13 protein-coding genes are annotated in these 17,296 nt (G+C 70.2%); 2 read left to right on the top strand and 11 right to left on the bottom strand.

All coding sequences use genetic code 11. From position 1 onward, the window contains the following. Window positions 1–9: 9 nt before the first annotated feature. Entirely contained in the window at window positions 10–573 is a 564-nt protein-coding gene (locus tag OHU89_RS17975; RefSeq protein ID WP_405644144.1) for a two-component system response regulator, read from the top strand. Window positions 574–648: 75 nt separating this feature from the next. On the opposite strand, the gene OHU89_RS17980 is transcribed toward OHU89_RS17975, so the two are convergent. Continuing rightward, window positions 649–2,523, bottom strand: a complete 1,875-nt coding sequence (locus OHU89_RS17980; RefSeq protein ID WP_405644146.1) for an AMP-dependent synthetase/ligase — start codon at window positions 2,521–2,523, stop codon at window positions 649–651. A gap of 231 nt (window positions 2,524–2,754) precedes the next feature. Then, window positions 2,755–4,623 carry a translation elongation factor 4 gene (gene lepA, locus OHU89_RS17985; RefSeq protein ID WP_405644148.1) on the bottom strand — a complete coding sequence of 623 codons (1,869 nt, stop codon included), beginning with the start codon at window positions 4,621–4,623 and terminating at the stop codon, window positions 2,755–2,757. A gap of 222 nt (window positions 4,624–4,845) precedes the next feature. Between lepA and rpsT the strand changes: the two genes are divergently transcribed. After that, window positions 4,846–5,112: a 30S ribosomal protein S20 gene (gene rpsT / locus OHU89_RS17990; RefSeq protein ID WP_093909403.1), complete on the top strand. Its 267-nt coding sequence runs from the start codon at window positions 4,846–4,848 to the stop codon at window positions 5,110–5,112. A gap of 200 nt (window positions 5,113–5,312) precedes the next feature. Here rpsT and OHU89_RS17995 read toward each other — a convergent pair whose 3' ends face one another. From OHU89_RS17995 to leuS, 9 genes are all read right to left on the bottom strand, one after another. Further along, the gene (locus OHU89_RS17995) at window positions 5,313–5,708 is read right to left on the bottom strand and encodes a nuclear transport factor 2 family protein (protein ID WP_405644151.1); all 396 of its coding nucleotides are present in this window, start codon (window positions 5,706–5,708) and stop codon (window positions 5,313–5,315) included. Window positions 5,709–6,142: 434 nt separating this feature from the next. Then, complete coding sequence (gene holA / locus OHU89_RS18000) at window positions 6,143–7,132, bottom strand: DNA polymerase III subunit delta (RefSeq protein WP_405644153.1); 990 nt, start codon at window positions 7,130–7,132, stop codon at window positions 6,143–6,145. A gap of 73 nt (window positions 7,133–7,205) precedes the next feature. Then, complete coding sequence (locus tag OHU89_RS18005; protein ID WP_351679045.1) at window positions 7,206–7,451, bottom strand: hypothetical protein; 246 nt, start codon at window positions 7,449–7,451, stop codon at window positions 7,206–7,208. A gap of 87 nt (window positions 7,452–7,538) precedes the next feature. Then, the gene (locus OHU89_RS18010; RefSeq protein ID WP_405644156.1) at window positions 7,539–8,369 is read right to left on the bottom strand and encodes an arylamine N-acetyltransferase; all 831 of its coding nucleotides are present in this window, start codon (window positions 8,367–8,369) and stop codon (window positions 7,539–7,541) included. Between the two features lie 4 nt (window positions 8,370–8,373). After that, complete coding sequence (locus OHU89_RS18015) at window positions 8,374–11,076, bottom strand: ComEC/Rec2 family competence protein (protein ID WP_405644158.1); 2,703 nt, start codon at window positions 11,074–11,076, stop codon at window positions 8,374–8,376. A gap of 65 nt (window positions 11,077–11,141) precedes the next feature. Then, window positions 11,142–12,188: a helix-hairpin-helix domain-containing protein gene (locus OHU89_RS18020; RefSeq protein WP_405644160.1), complete on the bottom strand. Its 1,047-nt coding sequence runs from the start codon at window positions 12,186–12,188 to the stop codon at window positions 11,142–11,144. A gap of 162 nt (window positions 12,189–12,350) precedes the next feature. Next, window positions 12,351–13,196, bottom strand: coding sequence for a DegV family protein (locus OHU89_RS18025; RefSeq protein WP_266892510.1), 846 nt, complete (start codon window positions 13,194–13,196; stop codon window positions 12,351–12,353). Between the two features lie 72 nt (window positions 13,197–13,268). Then, on the bottom strand, window positions 13,269–14,000 hold the full coding sequence (locus OHU89_RS18030; protein ID WP_405644162.1) for a hypothetical protein: 732 nt from the start codon (window positions 13,998–14,000) through the stop codon (window positions 13,269–13,271). A 150-nt stretch (window positions 14,001–14,150) separates the two neighbouring features. Then, on the bottom strand, window positions 14,151–17,024 hold the full coding sequence (gene leuS / locus OHU89_RS18035; RefSeq protein ID WP_405644164.1) for a leucine--tRNA ligase: 2,874 nt from the start codon (window positions 17,022–17,024) through the stop codon (window positions 14,151–14,153). Between the last annotated feature and the right edge of the window lie 272 nt (window positions 17,025–17,296).

Consider the following 17,296-nt stretch of genomic DNA (forward strand, 5'->3'; position numbering starts at 1 on the left):
ACAGTCACCATGAGCGCTGAGGCAACGACCGAAGAGCGCGCCAGCATCCTCCTCGTCGACGACATGGAGGACAACCTGGTCGCCCTGGAGGCCGTCCTGGGGTCCCTCAACGAGCCGCTCGTCCGCGCACGTTCGGGCGAGGAGGCGATGAAGGCGCTGCTGCGGCAGCAGTTCGCCCTCGTCCTGCTCGACGTCCGCATGCCGGGCATGGACGGCTTCGAGACCGCCGCGAACATCAAACGGCTCGATCAGACCAAGGACGTCCCGATCATCTTCCTGACCGGCGCGGAGGACGACTCCGGCTACGCCTTCCGCGGCTACGCGACCGGCGCCGCGGACTATCTGACCAAGCCCTTCGACCCCTGGGTGCTCAGGGCGAAGGTCACCGTATTCCTGGACCTGCACCGCAAGAACCAGCAACTGGAGAGACTTCTGGCCCAGGACCAGGGCGAGGTGGACACCCGCCTGGCCGACCTGGAGAAGCAACTGTCCGGGGAGAACCCCCCGGACCTGGCAACACTGCGCACACAGGTCCGGGAGCTACGTCAACTGGTCAGCAGAGGGCGCTTATAACGCCGGTCAGGGGCGCGGGGAACTGCGCGACAAGCCACGACGGACCGTCAGCCGCGCACAATCCCCCGCCGCCCCCTACGCCTCGCGAGCCCCCGCGTACATCTCGTCGATGAGGTGCTTGTACTCCCGCTCCACAACCGGCCGCTTCAGCTTGAGACTCGGCGTGATCTCGCCGTGCTCGACGTCGAGGTCACGCGGGAGCAGCCGGAACTTCTTGATGGTCTGCCAGCGCTGGAGACCCTCGTTGAGTTCCTTGATGTGGCCTTCGATCATCTCGACGGTGGCCGGCGCGGCCACGACCTCGGCGTACGACTTGCCGTCCAGGCCGTTCTCCTTCGCCCAGCCGAGGATCGACACCTCGTCGAGGGCGATGAGGGCGGTGCAGAAGTTCCGGTCGGCGCCGTGCACCAGGATGTTGGAGACGTACGGGCACACCGACTTGAACTGTCCCTCGACCTCGGTGGGCGCGATGTACTTGCCGCCGGAGGTCTTGAAGAGGTCCTTCTTGCGGTCGGTGATGCGCAGGTAGCCGTCGGGCGACAGCTCGCCGATGTCACCGGTGTGGAACCAGCCGTCAGCCTCCAGCACCTCGGCGGTCTTCTCCGGCAGCCCGTGGTAGCCCTCCATGATGCCGGGCCCGCGCAGCAGGATCTCGCCGTCCTCCGCGATCCGCACCTCCGTGCCGGGCAGCGGCTTGCCGACCGTGCCGGTGCGGTACGCCTCGCCCGGGTTCACGAAGGAGGCGGCCGAGGACTCGGTCAGGCCGTAGCCCTCGAGGATGTGGATGCCGGCGCCGGCGAAGAAGAACCCGATCTCGGGGGCGAGGGCCACGGAGCCGGAGACACAGGCGCGCAGATTGCCGCCGAAGGCCTCGCGGATCTTGGCGTACACCAGCTTGTCGGCGACCGCGTGCTTGGCGGCAAGGCCGAAGGGGGCGCTCGCGGTGCCGGTGCGGCGGAAGTTGTCCTGGGTGACCTTGGCGTACTCGCGGGCGACCTCGGCGGCCCAGCGGAAGATCTTGTACTTGGCGCCGCCGCCCGCGCGGGCCTTGTTGGCGATGCCGTTGTAGACCTTCTCGAAGATGCGCGGGACGGCCGCCATGTACGTCGGCTGCACGATCGGCAGATTCTCGATGATCTTGTCGACACGGCCGTCGACGGCGGTGACGTGACCGACCTCGATCTGCCCCGAGGTGAGCACCTTGCCGAAGACGTGCGCGAGCGGCAGCCATAGGTACTGCACGTCCTCGACGCTCACCAGGCCGGTCGCGGCGATGGCCTTCGCCATGTACGCCCAGTTGTCGTGCGGCAGGCGGACGCCCTTGGGGCGGCCGGTGGTGCCGGAGGTGTAGATGAGGGTGGCGAGCTGGTCCTTGGTGATCGCGCCGACCCGCTCCTTGATCAGGTCGGGGTCCTTCTCCAGGCGGGCCGCGCCACGGGCCTCCAGCTCGGCGAGGGTCAGCACCCAGTCGCCGGTCTCCACGCCCTCGGCGTCGATGACCACGACATGGGTCAGGTCGGGCAGCTCGGCGCGCTTCTCCTGCGCCTTGGCCAGCTGCTCGGCGTTCTCCGCGAACAGCACGCGGCTGTCGGAGTCGGAGACGATGAACGCGGACTCGTCAGCGTTGGTCTGCGGATACACCGTGGTCGTGGCGGCACCGGCGCACAGGATGCCGAGGTCCGCGAGGATCCACTCGATGCGGGTCGCGGAGGACAGGGCGACCCGCTGCTCGGGCTGCACCCCGAGCTCGATCAGACCGGCGGCGATGGCGTAGACCCGCTCGGCGGTCTGCCCCCAGCTCAGCGACTTCCAGTCGTCGGGGCCCTCGCCGGAGGCCGGGGGCACGGGATAGCGGTACGCCTCGGCGTCCGGTGTGGCCGAAACGCGCTCCAGGAAGAGGGTCGCCACGCTCGGCGGACGGTTCTCGATCAGGGTCTGTGTGTCGCTCACGACATCCTCCGGGGCCCGCGACAGTGCGGCGGCTGGCTCAGTGCGGCTGGTGACTCGAGTGGGTGTTGTTTAACTCACGAGTAACTATCGAGTGGAGATCAGAGTAGAGCGCCACCGACGCCGATGTAAGGGGCGGCGGCCTGTCACTTTCTACAGAGCGCGACGCTACGCACGCGTAGGGGCCCGTCGCGCTCACACGCGACAGGCCCCTATTTTCACGGGAAAACGACGCTACTTCTTGCCCTTGCCGGAACCCGCGTTGTCGTCGCTGCTCAGCACGGCGATGAAGGCCTCCTGCGGAACCTCCACAGAGCCCACCATCTTCATCCGCTTCTTGCCCTCCTTCTGCTTCTCCAGCAGCTTCCGCTTACGGGAGATGTCACCGCCGTAGCACTTGGCGAGGACGTCCTTGCGGATGGCGCGGATGGTCTCGCGGGCGATGACCCGGGAGCCGATGGCGGCCTGGATCGGCACCTCGAAGGCCTGCCGCGGGATGAGCTCGCGCAGCTTGGCGACGAGCCGCACACCGTACGCGTACGCCGCGTCCTTGTGCGTGACCGCCGAGAAGGCGTCCACCTTGTCGCCGTGCAGCAGGATGTCGACCTTGACCAGGCTGGAGGCCTGCTCGCCGGTGGGCTCGTAGTCGAGGGACGCGTAGCCGCGCGTCTTGGACTTCAGCTGGTCGAAGAAGTCGAAGACGATCTCCGCGAGCGGGAGGGTGTAGCGGATCTCGACCCGGTCCTCGGAGAGGTAGTCCATGCCGAGCAGGGTGCCGCGCCGGGTCTGGCACAGCTCCATGATCGAGCCGATGAACTCGGAGGGCGCGAGGATCGTGGCGCGTACGACGGGCTCGTACACGTCGTCGATCTTCCCCTCGGGGAACTCGCTCGGGTTGGTGACGGTGTGCTCGGAACCGTCCTCCATGACGACGCGGTAGACCACGTTCGGCGCGGTGGCGATGAGGTCGAGTCCGAACTCGCGCTCCAGCCGCTCGCGGATCACGTCGAGGTGCAGCAGGCCCAGGAAGCCGACGCGGAAACCAAAGCCGAGGGCGGCGGAGGTCTCCGGCTCGTACACCAGCGCGGCGTCGTTGAGCTGGAGCTTGTCGAGGGCGTCGCGCAGCTCGGGGTAGTCGGAGCCGTCCAGCGGATACAGACCCGAGAAGACCATCGGCTTCGGGTCCTTGTAACCGCCGAGCGCCTCGGTGGCCCCCTTGTGCAGGGTGGTGATCGTGTCACCGACCTTGGACTGGCGGACGTCCTTCACACCGGTGATCAGATAGCCGACCTCACCGACACCGAGGCCGTCGGCCGCCTTCATCTCGGGAGCCGAGACGCCGATCTCCAGCAGCTCGTGCGTCGCGCCGGTGGACATCATGCGGATCCGCTCGCGCTTGTTGAGCTGACCGTCGATGACACGGACGTACGTCACGACACCGCGGTAGGAGTCGTAGACGGAGTCGAAGATCATGGCGCGGGCGGGTGCGTCCTGGATGCCGACCGGCGCGGGGACGTCGGCGACCACCCGGTCCAGCAGCGCCTCGACGCCCAGGCCCGTCTTGGCGGAGACCTTGAGGACGTCGTCGGGGTCGCAGCCGATGAGGTTGGCGAGCTCCTCGGAGAACTTCTCCGGCTGGGCGGCCGGCAGGTCGATCTTGTTCAGTACAGGGATGATCTTGAGGTCGTTCTCCATCGCCAGGTACAGGTTGGCGAGAGTCTGGGCCTCGATGCCCTGGGCGGCGTCGACCAGGAGGACGGTGCCCTCACAGGCGGCCAGCGACCGGGACACCTCGTACGTGAAGTCCACGTGCCCCGGGGTGTCGATCATGTTGAGGATGTGGGTCTTGCCCGGCTCCTCGGTCGGGGCCCAGGGCAGTCGGACCGCCTGGGACTTGATCGTGATGCCACGCTCACGCTCGATGTCCATGCGGTCGAGGTACTGAGCACGCATCTGCCGCTGATCGACCACTCCGGTCAGCTGGAGCATGCGGTCGGCGAGCGTGGACTTGCCGTGGTCGATGTGCGCGATGATGCAGAAATTGCGGATCAGAGCCGGGTCGGTACGGCTCGGCTCGGGCACATTGTTAGGGGTCGCGGGCACGCAGGGTCCTGTCTCTTGAGGCGCCTTGTGCCTCGGGTCGGATCGATACGTAGGCTCCATGGTCCCATGGGCGGCGACCGGAGGCCGTTTTGGGCCGTCGGCCGGCCCACTGGTACTGTGGGTAGCTGTGTCTCCTGCTCTCTCAGCACGAGGCACACCCCAAGAAATCACCTGGCCCGGGTCCCTTGTGGTCCCGTGCCTGAACCTGAAAAGGCTCAATCAGTGGCGAACATCAAGTCCCAGATCAAGCGGATCAAGACCAACGAGAAGGCTCGGCTGCGCAACAAGGCCGTCAAGTCCTCCCTGAAGACCGCCATCCGCAAGGCCCGCGAGGCCGCTGCCGCGGGTGACACCGAGAAGGCCACCGAGTACCAGCGCGCTGCCGCGCGTCAGCTCGACAAGGCCGTCGCCAAGGGCGTCATCCACAAGAACCAGGCCGCCAACAAGAAGTCGGCGCTTGCTTCGAAGGTCGCGTCCCTCAAGGGCTGACACCTTTTATCTGATCTGATCTTTTTGATCTGACCGCCGGAAGGACCCAGAGCGGGCCCTCTCTCATCCGCTCCCACCCGGCACCCAGAGCTCGTACGCGGCCTGCGTTCGCCACGCGGGTATGAGCTCGAAAGCTTGGTCCGAAGGCCCCGGAGCCCGCCCTTCCCCAGGGTGGAAGCCGGGGCCTTCGGCATGCGGTGTCACGACCAGAAGTCGTTGGACTTGTCGATGTCCTCGACGCACTCGTCGAGATCGGTGGCCTTGTCTCCCACGATCCGGAAGATGATGCAGCTGTTCTCCTCCAGCCGCTTCCCTTTGCGTTCCGCGGTGAAGTGGTGCAGTGCGACGACATGGCCGCGGCCGTCGACGAGGAGGCTGCGCAGCTCGGCACTCATCGTGCCGTTGGTCTCCTCGAACAACCGGCCGTACATCTCGATGATCGCGTCCTGCCCCTTGAAGTCCCCCGAGAGCGGGTGACTACCGGGCACATGCTGCGTACAGTCCGCGGTCATCAGACCACGCAAGGCGTCCATGTCACCACGCTGAAAGGCCTCGTAGCCCTTGCGGACGAGCACAGCGTGCGGGTGTTCAGCCATGGCAACCGCCACCTTCCCGTTGTTTCGGCGATATACGGCTGATGCGCCCGATTGTCCTCCCGGAGAAGCCCCCCGTCACACCGATACAGGCAATCGCAGCCCATCCGGCGTCTGAGGACGAGGATCCGCCGTCCCGATCCCCCACCCACCCGCGCCCCTGAGGGCGGGCCCGCATCCTCCAGCCCATCCGGCGTCTGAGGACGAGGATCCGCCGTCCCGATCCCCCACCCACCCGCGCCTCTCAGAGCAGGCCCGCATCCTCCAGCCCGTCCGGCGTTTGAGGACGAGGCCCCTTAAGGGCCGACGGGGGTCTGGGGGCGGAGCCCCCAGGGAGCCGGGGTCGAAGGGGCAGCGCCCCTGGAGGATGGGACGGGTAGGGGCGGCGGGGGCGAGAACAGCCGACGCCGGCCACGGACGAACCTCAGCGAGGCCCGCTACGCCCGCCCTCGCGACCGCGCCGCCCGAGCAATCACCACGACCGCCTTCTCCAGGGCGTACTCAGGATCATCCCCCCCGCCCTTCACCCCCGCATCCGCCTCGGCAACGGCCCGCAACGCCACAGCAACCCCATCGGGCGTCCACCCCCGCATCTGCTGCCGCACCCGATCGATCTTCCACGGCGGCATCCCCAGCTCCCGCGCAAGATCCGCCGGCCGCCCACCCCGAGCCGACGACAACTTCCCGATCGCCCGCACCCCCTGAGCCAACGCACTCGTGATCATCACCGGCGCCACCCCCGTGGCCAACGACCACCGCAACGCCTCCAACGCCTCCGCCGCCCGCCCCTCGACCGCCCGGTCGGCGACGGTGAAGCTCGACGCCTCGGCCCGCCCGGTGTAGTACCGCCCCACAACCGCCTCGTCGATCGTCCCCTCGACATCGGCGACCAACTGCGACACGGCCGAAGCCAGCTCCCGCAGATCACTCCCGATCGCATCGACGAGCACCTGACAGGCCTCGGGCGTGGCCGACCGCCCGGTCGCCCGGAACTCCTGCCGCACAAAGGCCAGCCGGTCCGCCGGCTTGGTCATCTTCGGACAGGCGATCTCCCGCGCCCCCACCTTCCGCGCGGCATCGAGCAGCCCCTTGCCCTTCGCCCCACCGGCATGCAGCAGCACGAGCGTGATCTCCTCGGCGGGCGCCGAGAGATACGCCTTCACGTCCTTCACGGTGTCGGCCGACAGGTCCTGCGCATTGCGTACGACCACGACCTTGCGCTCCGCGAAGAGCGAGGGACTGGTCAACTCGGCGAGCGTGCCGGGCTGCAGCTGGTCCGGGTTCAGATCCCGTACGTCCGTGTCGGCGTCGGAGGCCTTCGCAGCGGCGACCACCTCCCGCACGGCACGGTCGAGCAGCAGGTCCTCCTGCCCCACGGCAAGCGTCACCGGGGCAAGCGGGTCGTCGTTCGCACTCTTCTTTGCCATCGCCGACAAGCATGGCACGGGCCACTGACAACGAGCCCCGCCCACCGGACGAGCCCGACGGGCACCCCCACCCCTACGGCTCCTCCCGCCACCCGTCCCACTCCCCCGCGAACTCGTCCAGCGCCCCGGGATCCAGCCGCCCGTCCTCGTCCCGCAGCACAACGAGCCACTGCGCGTCCTCGGCGTCGTCCTCCCCCGCCAGCGCGTCGCGGACGATGCGCGGCTCCTCAGCCACCCCGAACCGCTCCCTGAGCGCCTCCGCCACCTCTTCCGCGGCATCCCGGTCAGGCAGCACCAGCACATGTCTCACATCGCTCACCCAGCCATTGTCCGGCACTCGGGAAGCCTCAAACCCCAGCTCAGCCGATGACCAGCAGGACCTCACCCACTGCCCCGGCCCACCGCCTCACCCCGCCTTACGCGTCACCGGCACCCGGTCGAGCTCCACCCCGAACCGCTCCCGGTACACCCCCAGCACCTCCTCGTCCGTCCCCAGCTCCCGCACCTCGCGCGTCCCGTCCGCCCCCGTCACCGTGAAGCTCCGCCCGCTGAGCGTGATCCTCCCGCCGTCCTCCGTGACCCGCGAACACACCGGCGACCGAGTGAAGTGCGAGGCCGGCGAGGTGCTGTGCCACCAGGCGCCCGCCACGAAGTCGCCGAGCACCCGGGGCCGTACCTCCAGGCGGTACTGGGGTTTGCCGCCCATGACGACGTCCAGGTCGGCCGCCTCCGCCACCACGTGCCCACCCCGCACCCCGGCCGCGTCCGCCCCGGCCTCGACGACCCGGAACGTGCCCGCGGGATCGATCTGTTCCCCCCGCGCCCCCATCGCCAGCGGATGGTGACTGTGCGCCCCGAAGCCGACGTCGGCCAGCCAGTCGCCCCCGTCCACCGTCCGCACCCGCAGGGCGAGATGGTCGTACGGGATGCCGAGCCGCCCCTCCTCCCCGTACACCCGGGCCGCGAGCAGTGTCACCTCGAAGCCCAGCGCGGCGAGCAACGCCCCGAAGGAGCCGTTGAGTTCGTAGCAGAACCCGCCCCTTCGCGCCCCCACCACCTTGTCCAGCAGCCGCTTCTCCTCCAGCACGATCTCCTCGCCGAGATGGATCGACAGGTTCTCGAAGGGCACGGTCTGCAGATGGCGCAGCTGCAGCTCGCGCAGGACGTCCACGGTGGGCCACGCCGGGTGCTCGGCACCGAGGCGGCGGAGATAGGCATCTACCTGTGTGGAATGCATGCCCTCAGTCTCCCGCCACCCGCAGCGACCCACCCGTTCCCAGGACCACCAGCGCCCCGTCCTCGTCCGTCCGCAGCACCATCGCCCCCTGGGCCCGCAGCGCCGCGACCGTGCCGGGGGCCGGATGTCCGTACGTGTTGTCCCTCCCCACCGAGATGAGCGCCAGCCGCGGAGCCACTCTGCGTATCAGTTCCGGATCCTGGTAGGCCGAGCCGTGGTGGGCGACCTTGAGTACGTCCACGCCGCCCAGCAGCGCGCCCGCCGGGGATCTCAACAGGGCCCGCTGGGACGGGGGTTCGAGATCGCCGAGGAGCAGGAACCGCAGCCCGCCCGACCGCACGAGCAGGGCGACGCTGGCATCGTTCGGCCCTTCCGGTTCCGTCGAGAAGACCGGAGCTCCCGGGGCTCTCCCGGCCGGCGGCGGCCACACCACCTCCCAGGCCAGCGCCCCTGTGCGCCGTCGCTCCCCCGCCACGGCACGGGTGAGCGGAATCCGATGCCGCGCCGCCTGCCGCCGTACGAACTCCACCTGGTCCACCGGCTCCTCGAACCCGGTCGTCTCGATCGCCCCCACGCTCCGCCCGCGCAGCACGCCGGGCAGGCCCGCCACATGGTCGGCGTGGAAGTGGGTCAGCACGACCAGAGGGATCCTGGTGATACCGAGGGTGCGCAGACACCGGTCGACGAGCGTCGGATCGGGCCCCGCGTCCACCACCACACCGGTACCGTCACCTGCCGCGAGCACGGTCGCGTCCCCCTGTCCCACATCGCACATCACGAACCGCCAGCCGGGCGGCGGCCACCCCGTGATCACCCGGGCCAGCGGCGGCGGCTGCACCACCACCAGCAGGAGCAGTGCTCCGCAGACCCCGCACCACCCGGGATGCCGCAACAGCCGCCGCCCGGCCGTCACCACGGCCACCGTGACCAGGGCGAGCAGGACCGCCCCGGTCCAGCTGCCGGGCCAGTCCACCCCGGCGCCGGGCAGGGACGCCCCGGTACGGGCGACGTCCGCGATCCACCCCGCGGGCCAACTCGCGCACCAGGCCAGCGCCTTGGCCAGCGGCATCACCAGGGGTGCCGTCGCCAGCGCGGCGAAGCCCAGCACCGTGGCCGGCGCCACGGCGAACTCCACGAGCAGATTGCACGGCACCGCCACCAGGCTGACCCGCGCCGACAGCACCGCGACGACCGGGGCGCACAGAGCTTGCGCGGCACCCGCGGCGGCCAGTGCCTCGGCGAGCCGCGGTGGCACCCGCCGCCGTCGCAGAGCCGCGCTCCAGCGGGGCGCGAGCGTGAGCAGGGCCCCGGTGGCCAGCACGGACAGCAGGAATCCATAACTCCGGGCCAGCCAGGGGTCGTACAGCACCAGCAGCAGGACGGCCGTCGCCAACGCCGGGATCAGCGACCTGCGGCGCCCGGTCGCCAGGGCGAGCAGGACCACGGTTCCGCAGGCCGCGGCCCGCAGCACACTCGGGTCCGGCCGGCACACGACGACGAAGGCGAGCGTGAGCGCCCCGCCGAGCAGCGCCGTCGTCCGCAGGGGGATGCCGAGCCGGGGTGCGAGCCCCCGGCGCTCGACGCGCTGGGCCAGTCCGGGCGGCCCGATGAGCAGGGCCAGGATGATCGTGAGGTTGCTCCCGGAGACGGCGAGCGTATGCGCGAGGTCGGTCTCCTTGAACGCCTCGTCCAGGTCCGGAGTGATCCGCGAGGTGTCCCCTACGACGAGCCCCGGCAGCAGCGCCCGCGCATCCCCCGGCAGCCCGTCGGTGGCCTCCCGCAACCCGCCCCGCAACCGCCCGGCGAACCGCTGCACCCCCGACGGCCCCGCCACGACCTCCGGCACCCCCTGCCCCCGCACCCGCACCACGGCCGCGACCCTGTCCCCACCCACCATCACCGGCGCCAGCCGCGCGGAGACACGAAACCGTGTGGAAGGCAGCAACCTCAGCCAGGGCGAGGACTCGGGCCCGCCGACCAAGGAGCCTCCACCACCCGCTGCCCTGTCGCCGAAGGGACTCCCACCTGTCGGTCCGTTGGCGAAACCGCCCCCACCTGTCGGCCCGAAGGCAGATCCGCCCCCGCTCATCGCCCCGCCGGAGGGACCCGCGCCTCCCTCTCCGCCCCGGGCAACGGCACTCGGAGCCCCCCGACCGCCCGAACCCGCTGTCGGCGCCCCGGCCCCTCCGTCCGCACTCCTCCCGAACCCCGCCACGTCGACCATCACCAGCACCGGCGCTCGCGTGTCCACCACCGCCCCGCCCGCCTTCGCCACCCGCCGCACCTCACCCTTGATCAGCACGGAAGTCGGCGCCATACGGTCCCCTTTGACCCGCGGCCGGGTGAGCCGGGGATCGGAGGTGACCTCGATCTCGGCGGTCACGGTCGTGTACTCCCGCGCCAGCCCGGGCACCGGCCCACGGCGCAGATCGGCTCCGTGCAGCCCGGCCGAGACGGCGGCCGCGGCGACGCAGAGCAGCACGGCGGCGACCGAGACCCGCGGCCCCGCACGGCGTCGCGTCAGCAGCATCACGCCCGCTGCCACCAGGCACAGGACGGCGACACCGGTGATCCACTCGGGCGCGGCGTCCAGCATCAGCGCCGCCGTCGCCCAGGCGGCGAGCGCGGGTGGGACGAGTCGTAGGTCGGCCGGCCCTTCCTGGCGGGGGTTGGCGTCCCCGAGCCGTTTGCCGGAGGCGGCGTGCACGGCTCGCCGGGGCCGGGGCGTCGCCGGTGGAGAAGGGGAAGAGGGCGAACACTCGGGTACGTGACTCATGGTCGTACGAGATTCCGCAGATCGGCGAAGCGGCGTTCCCCGATGCCGTTGACCTCGCGCAGCTCGTCCACCGAGCGGAAGCCGCCGTGCTGGGTGCGGTAGTCGACGATGTGCTGGGCCAGGACCGGACCGACCCCCGGCAGGGTGTCCAGCTGGTCCACGGTGGCCGTGTTGAGGGGGACCGGTGCCGCGGGTCCCGCTCCCGGCACGGAGCCGGCCGGACCGCCGCCCGCCGTACCGCCCGAGCCGACCCCGAGCGCGGCAGGACCGCCGACCACGACCTGCTCGCCGTCGATGAGGAAGCGAGCACGGTTGAGATCCTCGGTGTCCGTACCGGGCCGCACCCCACCGGCCGCCCGCAGCGCGTCGGCGACACGCGAACCAGCGGGGAGCCGGTGAACGCCGGGATCACGGACCTTGCCGCCGACATCCACGACGATCTCGGCCACGGGCGAGCCCACCGCGTTCGGCGCATCGGTCGAAGCAGCGGGACCGGCTTCCGCACTCCGCTCCGCGAAGGGGGCGGCCACGACTTCGGGTGCCCGCACGGCCTGCGTCCGCCCCGCCCAGAAGTGCTGCACGGCGAAACCCGCGGCGACGACGAGCACCACCGCCAGCGCGACCACACTCCGCCGCTCCAAGCCGCACCTGGCCTGCAACCACACCGGCATCCGCTCCCGAAGAGCCAGCCCGGCCCGCGCCCGCCGATCCCCCGTCGCAGGGGGAACATCGACCCAGCCCACCGGTGCCGACCTGGCGTCAGGACTCAAGTCCGCGTCCGCGCCGATGCCGTCGGCCCCCGCACCGGGCACAACATCCCCGTCGAGGCCCGGCGGCCCTGTCCCCGCCTCGCGTCGCTCCCCGACGCGATCGGCGAACATGACCTCCGCACGCCGACGGAGTTCCTCAGCCGACGCATACCGGTGCCGGCCCCGTGACGGCCGATGGTGGCGTTGGTGGTGGCGGGTACGGACGTCGGAGGCAGGCCCACGGCCCGGCCCACTGGTCGAAGTCGCTGTGCGTGAACGTGATCGAAGTGCCATGCGACGAGGATCGGGCACCCGGCGCTCTCGCGATGATCTTGCTCAATTCCCGGGGACTACACCCCAGTTGTGGATAACTCCGCCACCCACACGAGTGACAGCCAACCACCCACAGCCCCCGCCGACGGCGTCACCGCGCCATCGCGTCACCGCACCACCGCCTCACCGCGGCGAAACCACAGCCCCCAACAACCCCGGCCCCGTATGCGCCCCGATCACCGCACCGACCTCACTGACATGCAGATCCGCCAGCCCCGGCACCCGGGCCCGCAGCCGGTCCGCCAGTGCCGACGCCCGGTCGGGGGCGGCGAGATGATGGACAGCGATGTCGACCTGCGCGCTGCCCGCCCGGTCGGCCACGATCTCCTCGAGGCGGGCGATCGCCTTCGACGCGGTGCGCACCTTCTCCAGCGGTTCGATCCGGCCGCCCTGCAGCTGGAGCAGCGGCTTGACCGCGAGCGCGGAGCCGAGGAGCGCCTGGGCGGCACCGATGCGGCCGCCCCGGCGCAGATAGTCGAGAGTGTCGACGTAGAAGTAGGCGGACGTCCCGGCGGCCCGCTTCTCCGCGGCGGTGACGGCCTCGTCCATCGTGCCGCCCGCCTCGGCCGCCTCCGCCGCGGCGAGCGCGCAGAAGCCGAGGGCCATCGCGATCATCCCGGTGTCCACGACCCGTACCGGCACCGGCGCCTCGCGCGCCGCGAGGACCGCCGCGTCGTATGTGCCGGAGAGCTCGGCGGACAGATGCAGGGAGACGATGCCGGTCGCGCCGGACTCCGCGACCCGCCGGTAGGTCTCGGCGAAGAGCGCGGGGCTGGGGCGCGAGGTGGTGACAGGGCGCCGCTTCTGAAGAGCCTGGGCCAGGGATCGGGTCGAGATCTCGGTGCCCTCTTCGAGGGCCTGGTCGCCGAGGACGACGGTCAGGGGCACCGCGGTGATGCCGTGGCGCTCCATCGTCCGCTGCGGCAGGTAGGCCGTTGAATCGGTGACGATCGCGACATGGCGGGACATGAGCTGGAGGTTACCTGCCGTAGCGCCAGGGCGGCAGCCCGACCCCTGTCACCTGGGGCAGCCTTGACCGGATCAAGTCGTGCTCTCGGGACGGGGCTTCTTCTGCCAGGGGTACGCGGGGCGCTGTGCCGGCGGAGTGATGGCGGGCCGGGTCGGTTCGTCGGCGGTGCGTGACTTCGGTGTCTCCGGCCAGGTCTGCTGGGCCGTGGTGGCGTCGGCGACGGGTGCCTCGGGCCACGGGGGCGCGGACTGCGCGGGCTCCGTCGGCTCCGCTGTCGTCCAGTGCCGCAGCGCGCCGGCCTCCATGTCGATCTGGGAGCTCAGCGAGTCCAGGTCGTCGTCCGCGAAGCGGCGGGCACGGTCCCGGGCCGCCCAGCGCAGTGAGTCCGCGGAGTGCGTGATCTGCTCGGTGCGCTCGCGCAGCGCCGGCAGCCGCTCGGCGAGCGTCGCCCGGTCCGGTTCGGACTCCAGGCGCCTGAGTTCGCCGTCCAGTTCGTGTCCGTGCGCGCTGAGCCGCTGGAAGAGGGCGAGGGACTCCTTGAGGGACTCGTCCTCGTCCACGCCCGCGTGCAGGGCGTCCTGGGTGGCGCGCATGGAGGTGCGCAGCTTCAGCCGCAGTTGGGCCAGTTCGCCCGCCGCGCCGGGCTGGGCGAAGGACTTGGCCCGCAGCGTGTGGTCCTCGACCGTGCGGCGGGCCTGGGTGATGGTGCGGTCCACGCCCCGCTTGGCGGCGCCGACCACCTTCACCGTGGCGTAGACACCGAGCACCAGGAAGAGCACGAAAAGCAGAGCGACTATCGCCATCAGTGCCTCCACGATGCTCCTCCTACGACTGGGCGCGATGTTCCGCGCCGCTCTTCAACGGTAAACGCAACGGGCAGGCGCGGAGTTCCGGAAGAACCCCGAACCTGCCCGTACGGAACCCCTAGGGGGCACCGGCACCCGCACCGTGTCTCACGACGGAACGATGTTCACCAGCTTCGGCGCCCGCACGATCACCTTGCGGATCCCCGCCCCGTCCAGCGCCGCCACGACCTTGTCGTCGGCCAGCGCCACCTTCTCCAGCTCCTCGTCGGAAATGGCCGGGGACACCTCCAGACGGGCCTTGACCTTGCCCTTGATCTGCACGACGCAGGTCACGCTCTCGTCCACGACGTACGCCGGGTCGGCGACCGGGAAGTCCTGGTGGACGACCGAGTCCGGGTGGCCCAGCTTGCGCCACAGCTCCTCGGCGATGTGCGGGGCCAGCGGCGCGACCAGCAGCACCAGCGACTCGGCGACCGAGCGGGGTACCGAGCCGCCCGCCTTGGTCAGGTGGTTGTTCAGCTCGGTGACCTTGGCGATGGCGGTGTTGAACCGCATGCCGTCCAGGTCCTGCCGTACGCCGTCGATGGCCTTGTGCAGGGCGCGCAGGGTGTCCTCGTCGGGCTCGGCGTCGGTCACCACCAGCGAGCCGGTCGCCTCGTCGACGACGTTGCGCCACAGCCGCTGCAGCAGCCGGAACTGGCCGACCACCGCGCGCGTGTCCCACGGCCGGGAGACGTCCAGCGGGCCCATGGCCATCTCGTACAGGCGCAGGGTGTCGGCGCCGTACTCCTCGCAGATCTCGTCCGGAGTGACGGCGTTCTTCAGGGACTTGCCCATCTTGCCCAGCAGCCGGGAGACCTTCTCGCCCTGGTAGTAGTACGCGCCGTCGCGCTCCTCCACCTCGGCGGCCGGCACCGCGATGCCACGGCTGTCGCGGTAGACGAAGGCCTGGATCATGCCCTGGTTGAACAGCTTGTGGAACGGCTCCACGGAGGAGACGTGCCCCAGGTCGAACAGCACCTTGGACCAGAAGCGCGCGTACAGCAGGTGCAGCACCGCGTGCTCGGCGCCGCCGACGTACAGGTCGACACCGCCGTGCGGCTGGCCCTCGCTCGGGCCCATCCAGTACTGCTCGATCTCGGGGTCGACCAGCTTCTCGCTGTTGTGCGGGTCCAGGTAGCGCAGCTCGTACCAGCAGGAGCCGGCCCAGTTGGGCATGGTGTTGGTCTCACGGCGGTACTTGCGCGGGCCACGCCCGTCACCCAGGTCCAGGGTGACGTTCACCCAGTCCTCGTTGCGCGACAGCGGCGTCTCCGGAGAGGTGTCCGCGTCGTCCGGGTCGAAGGTGCGCGGCGAGTAGTCCTCGACCTCGGGCAGCTCCAGCGGCAGCATCGACTCGGGCAGCGAGTGGGCGATGCCGTCCTCGTCGTAGACGATCGGGAAGGGCTCGCCCCAGTAGCGCTGCCGGCTGAACAGCCAGTCGCGCAGCCGGAAGTTGACGGTGCCTTCACCGACACCGGAGCGCTCCAGCCACTCGGTGATGCGTGCCTTGGCCTCGACGACGCCCAGGCCGTCCAGGGAGACACCCGCACCGCTGGAGTTGATGATCTTCGCGTCGTACGACCCGAAGGCGTCCTCCCACGTGGAGGTGTCGGTACCCCGGCCGTCCGTCGGCTCGACGATGCAGTGGATCGGCAGCTCGAAGGCGCGCGCGAACTCGAAGTCGCGCTGGTCGCCCGCCGGGACGGCCATGATCGCGCCGGTGCCGTAGCCCATCAGGACGTAGTCGGCGATGAAGACCGGGATCCGGTCGCCGTTGACCGGGTTGGTGGCGTACGAGCCGATGAAGACGCCGGTCTTGTCCTTGGCCTCGGCCTGTCGCTCCACGTCGGACTTGGAGGCGGCCTGCGCGCGGTACGCGGCGACGGCCTCGGCCGGGGTCGCGTGGCCGCCGGTCCACACGTCGTGGGTGCCCTCGGGCCATTCCTGCGGCGTGAACTTCTCGACCAGCGGGTGTTCGGGCGCCAGCACCATGTAGGTGGCGCCGAACAGGGTGTCCGGGCGCGTGGTGAAGACGGTGATGTTCTCGCCGTCGATGGGGAAGTCGACGCGGGCGCCCTCGGAGCGGCCGATCCAGTTGCGCTGCTGCAGCTTGATGGCCTCGGGCCAGTCCAGCGCGTCCAGGTCGTCCAGCAGCCGGTCGGCGTAGGCGGTGATGCGCATGTTCCACTGGCGCAGCTTGGCCTTGAAGACGGGGAAGTTGCCGCGCTCGGAGCGGCCGTCGGCGGTGACCTCCTCGTTGGCCAGCACGGTGCCCAGCCCGGGGCACCAGTTGACCGGCGCGTCGGAGGCGTAGGCCAGGCGGAACTCGCCCAGGACGTCGGCCCGCTCGGCGTCGCTCAGCTCGTTCCACGCGCGCGTGTGTCCTGGTACGGCGCGCTCACCGGTCTCGAACTGGGCGATCAGCGAGGAGATCGGGCGGGCCTTGTTCGCCTCGTCGTCGTACCAGGAGTTGAAGATCTGCAGGAAGATCCACTGGGTCCACTTGTAGTACTCGGGGTCGATCGTGGCGAACGACCGGCGCTTGTCGTGGCCCAGGCCCAGCCGGCGCAGCTGGACCTTCATGTTCTCGATGTTGGCCTCGGTGGAGACACGCGGGTGCGTGCCGGTCTGCACGGCGTACTGCTCGGCGGGCAGGCCGAAGGCGTCGAAGCCCAGGGTGTGCAGGACGTTGTGGCCGGTCATCCGCTGGAAGCGGGCGAAGACGTCGGTGGCGATGTAGCCCAGGGGGTGGCCGACGTGCAGACCCGCACCGGAGGGGTACGGGAACATGTCCATGATGAACTTCTTGGGCTTGGCGACCAGCTCCGGGTCACCGGCCAGGTCGCCCTTGGGGTTCGGCGCGGCGTACGTGCCCTCGACGTCCCAGAAGTCCTGCCAGCGTGCCTCGATCTCGGCCGCCACGGCGGCCGTGTAGCGGTGCGGCGCGGCCACCTCGGCCGCGGGGTTCGTCTCGCTCATGATCCTTAAGCTCCATCGATCGTCTCTGCCAGCGGCTGTGTCGTTCAGGAAACGAAAAATCCCCTCGCACAGGAGGGGACGCCGCGCCGATTCCGACCCATCCGGTTCGCCCGGCGGTCGGGACTGATCAGCGCGGCCCGCTAAGCAGAAGGCGTACGGCACGCATGGCGTCAGAGTACCGCAGCCGTTGAGCAAGCGGCGACGCGCTTACGTATGCCTCTTTGGCACCGGGTGCCGTTCGCTCCAACCCCGCAGAGCACTCCAACATCACC

The sequence above is a fragment of the Streptomyces sp. NBC_00019 genome (assembly GCF_045041015.1).
In the GTDB taxonomy this organism is placed as follows: Bacteria; Actinomycetota; Actinomycetes; order Streptomycetales; family Streptomycetaceae; genus Streptomyces.

Excerpts from the sequence above, each read along its gene's own strand:
- OHU89_RS18030 (WP_405644162.1), bottom strand. The coding sequence starts at position 14,000 with ATGGCGATAGTCGCTCTGCTTTTCGTGCTCTTCCTGGTGCTCGGTGTC.
- OHU89_RS17975 (WP_405644144.1), top strand. The coding sequence starts at position 10 with ATGAGCGCTGAGGCAACGACCGAAGAGCGCGCCAGCATCCTCCTCGTC.
- OHU89_RS18020 (WP_405644160.1), bottom strand. The coding sequence starts at position 12,188 with ATGGCACTTCGATCACGTTCACGCACAGCGACTTCGACCAGTGGGCCG.
- OHU89_RS17995 (WP_405644151.1), bottom strand. The coding sequence starts at position 5,708 with ATGGCTGAACACCCGCACGCTGTGCTCGTCCGCAAGGGCTACGAGGCC.
- OHU89_RS18010 (WP_405644156.1), bottom strand. The coding sequence starts at position 8,369 with ATGCATTCCACACAGGTAGATGCCTATCTCCGCCGCCTCGGTGCCGAG.
- holA (WP_405644153.1), bottom strand. The coding sequence starts at position 7,132 with ATGGCAAAGAAGAGTGCGAACGACGACCCGCTTGCCCCGGTGACGCTT.
- OHU89_RS18025 (WP_266892510.1), bottom strand. The coding sequence starts at position 13,196 with ATGTCCCGCCATGTCGCGATCGTCACCGATTCAACGGCCTACCTGCCG.
- leuS (WP_405644164.1), bottom strand. The coding sequence starts at position 17,024 with ATGAGCGAGACGAACCCCGCGGCCGAGGTGGCCGCGCCGCACCGCTAC.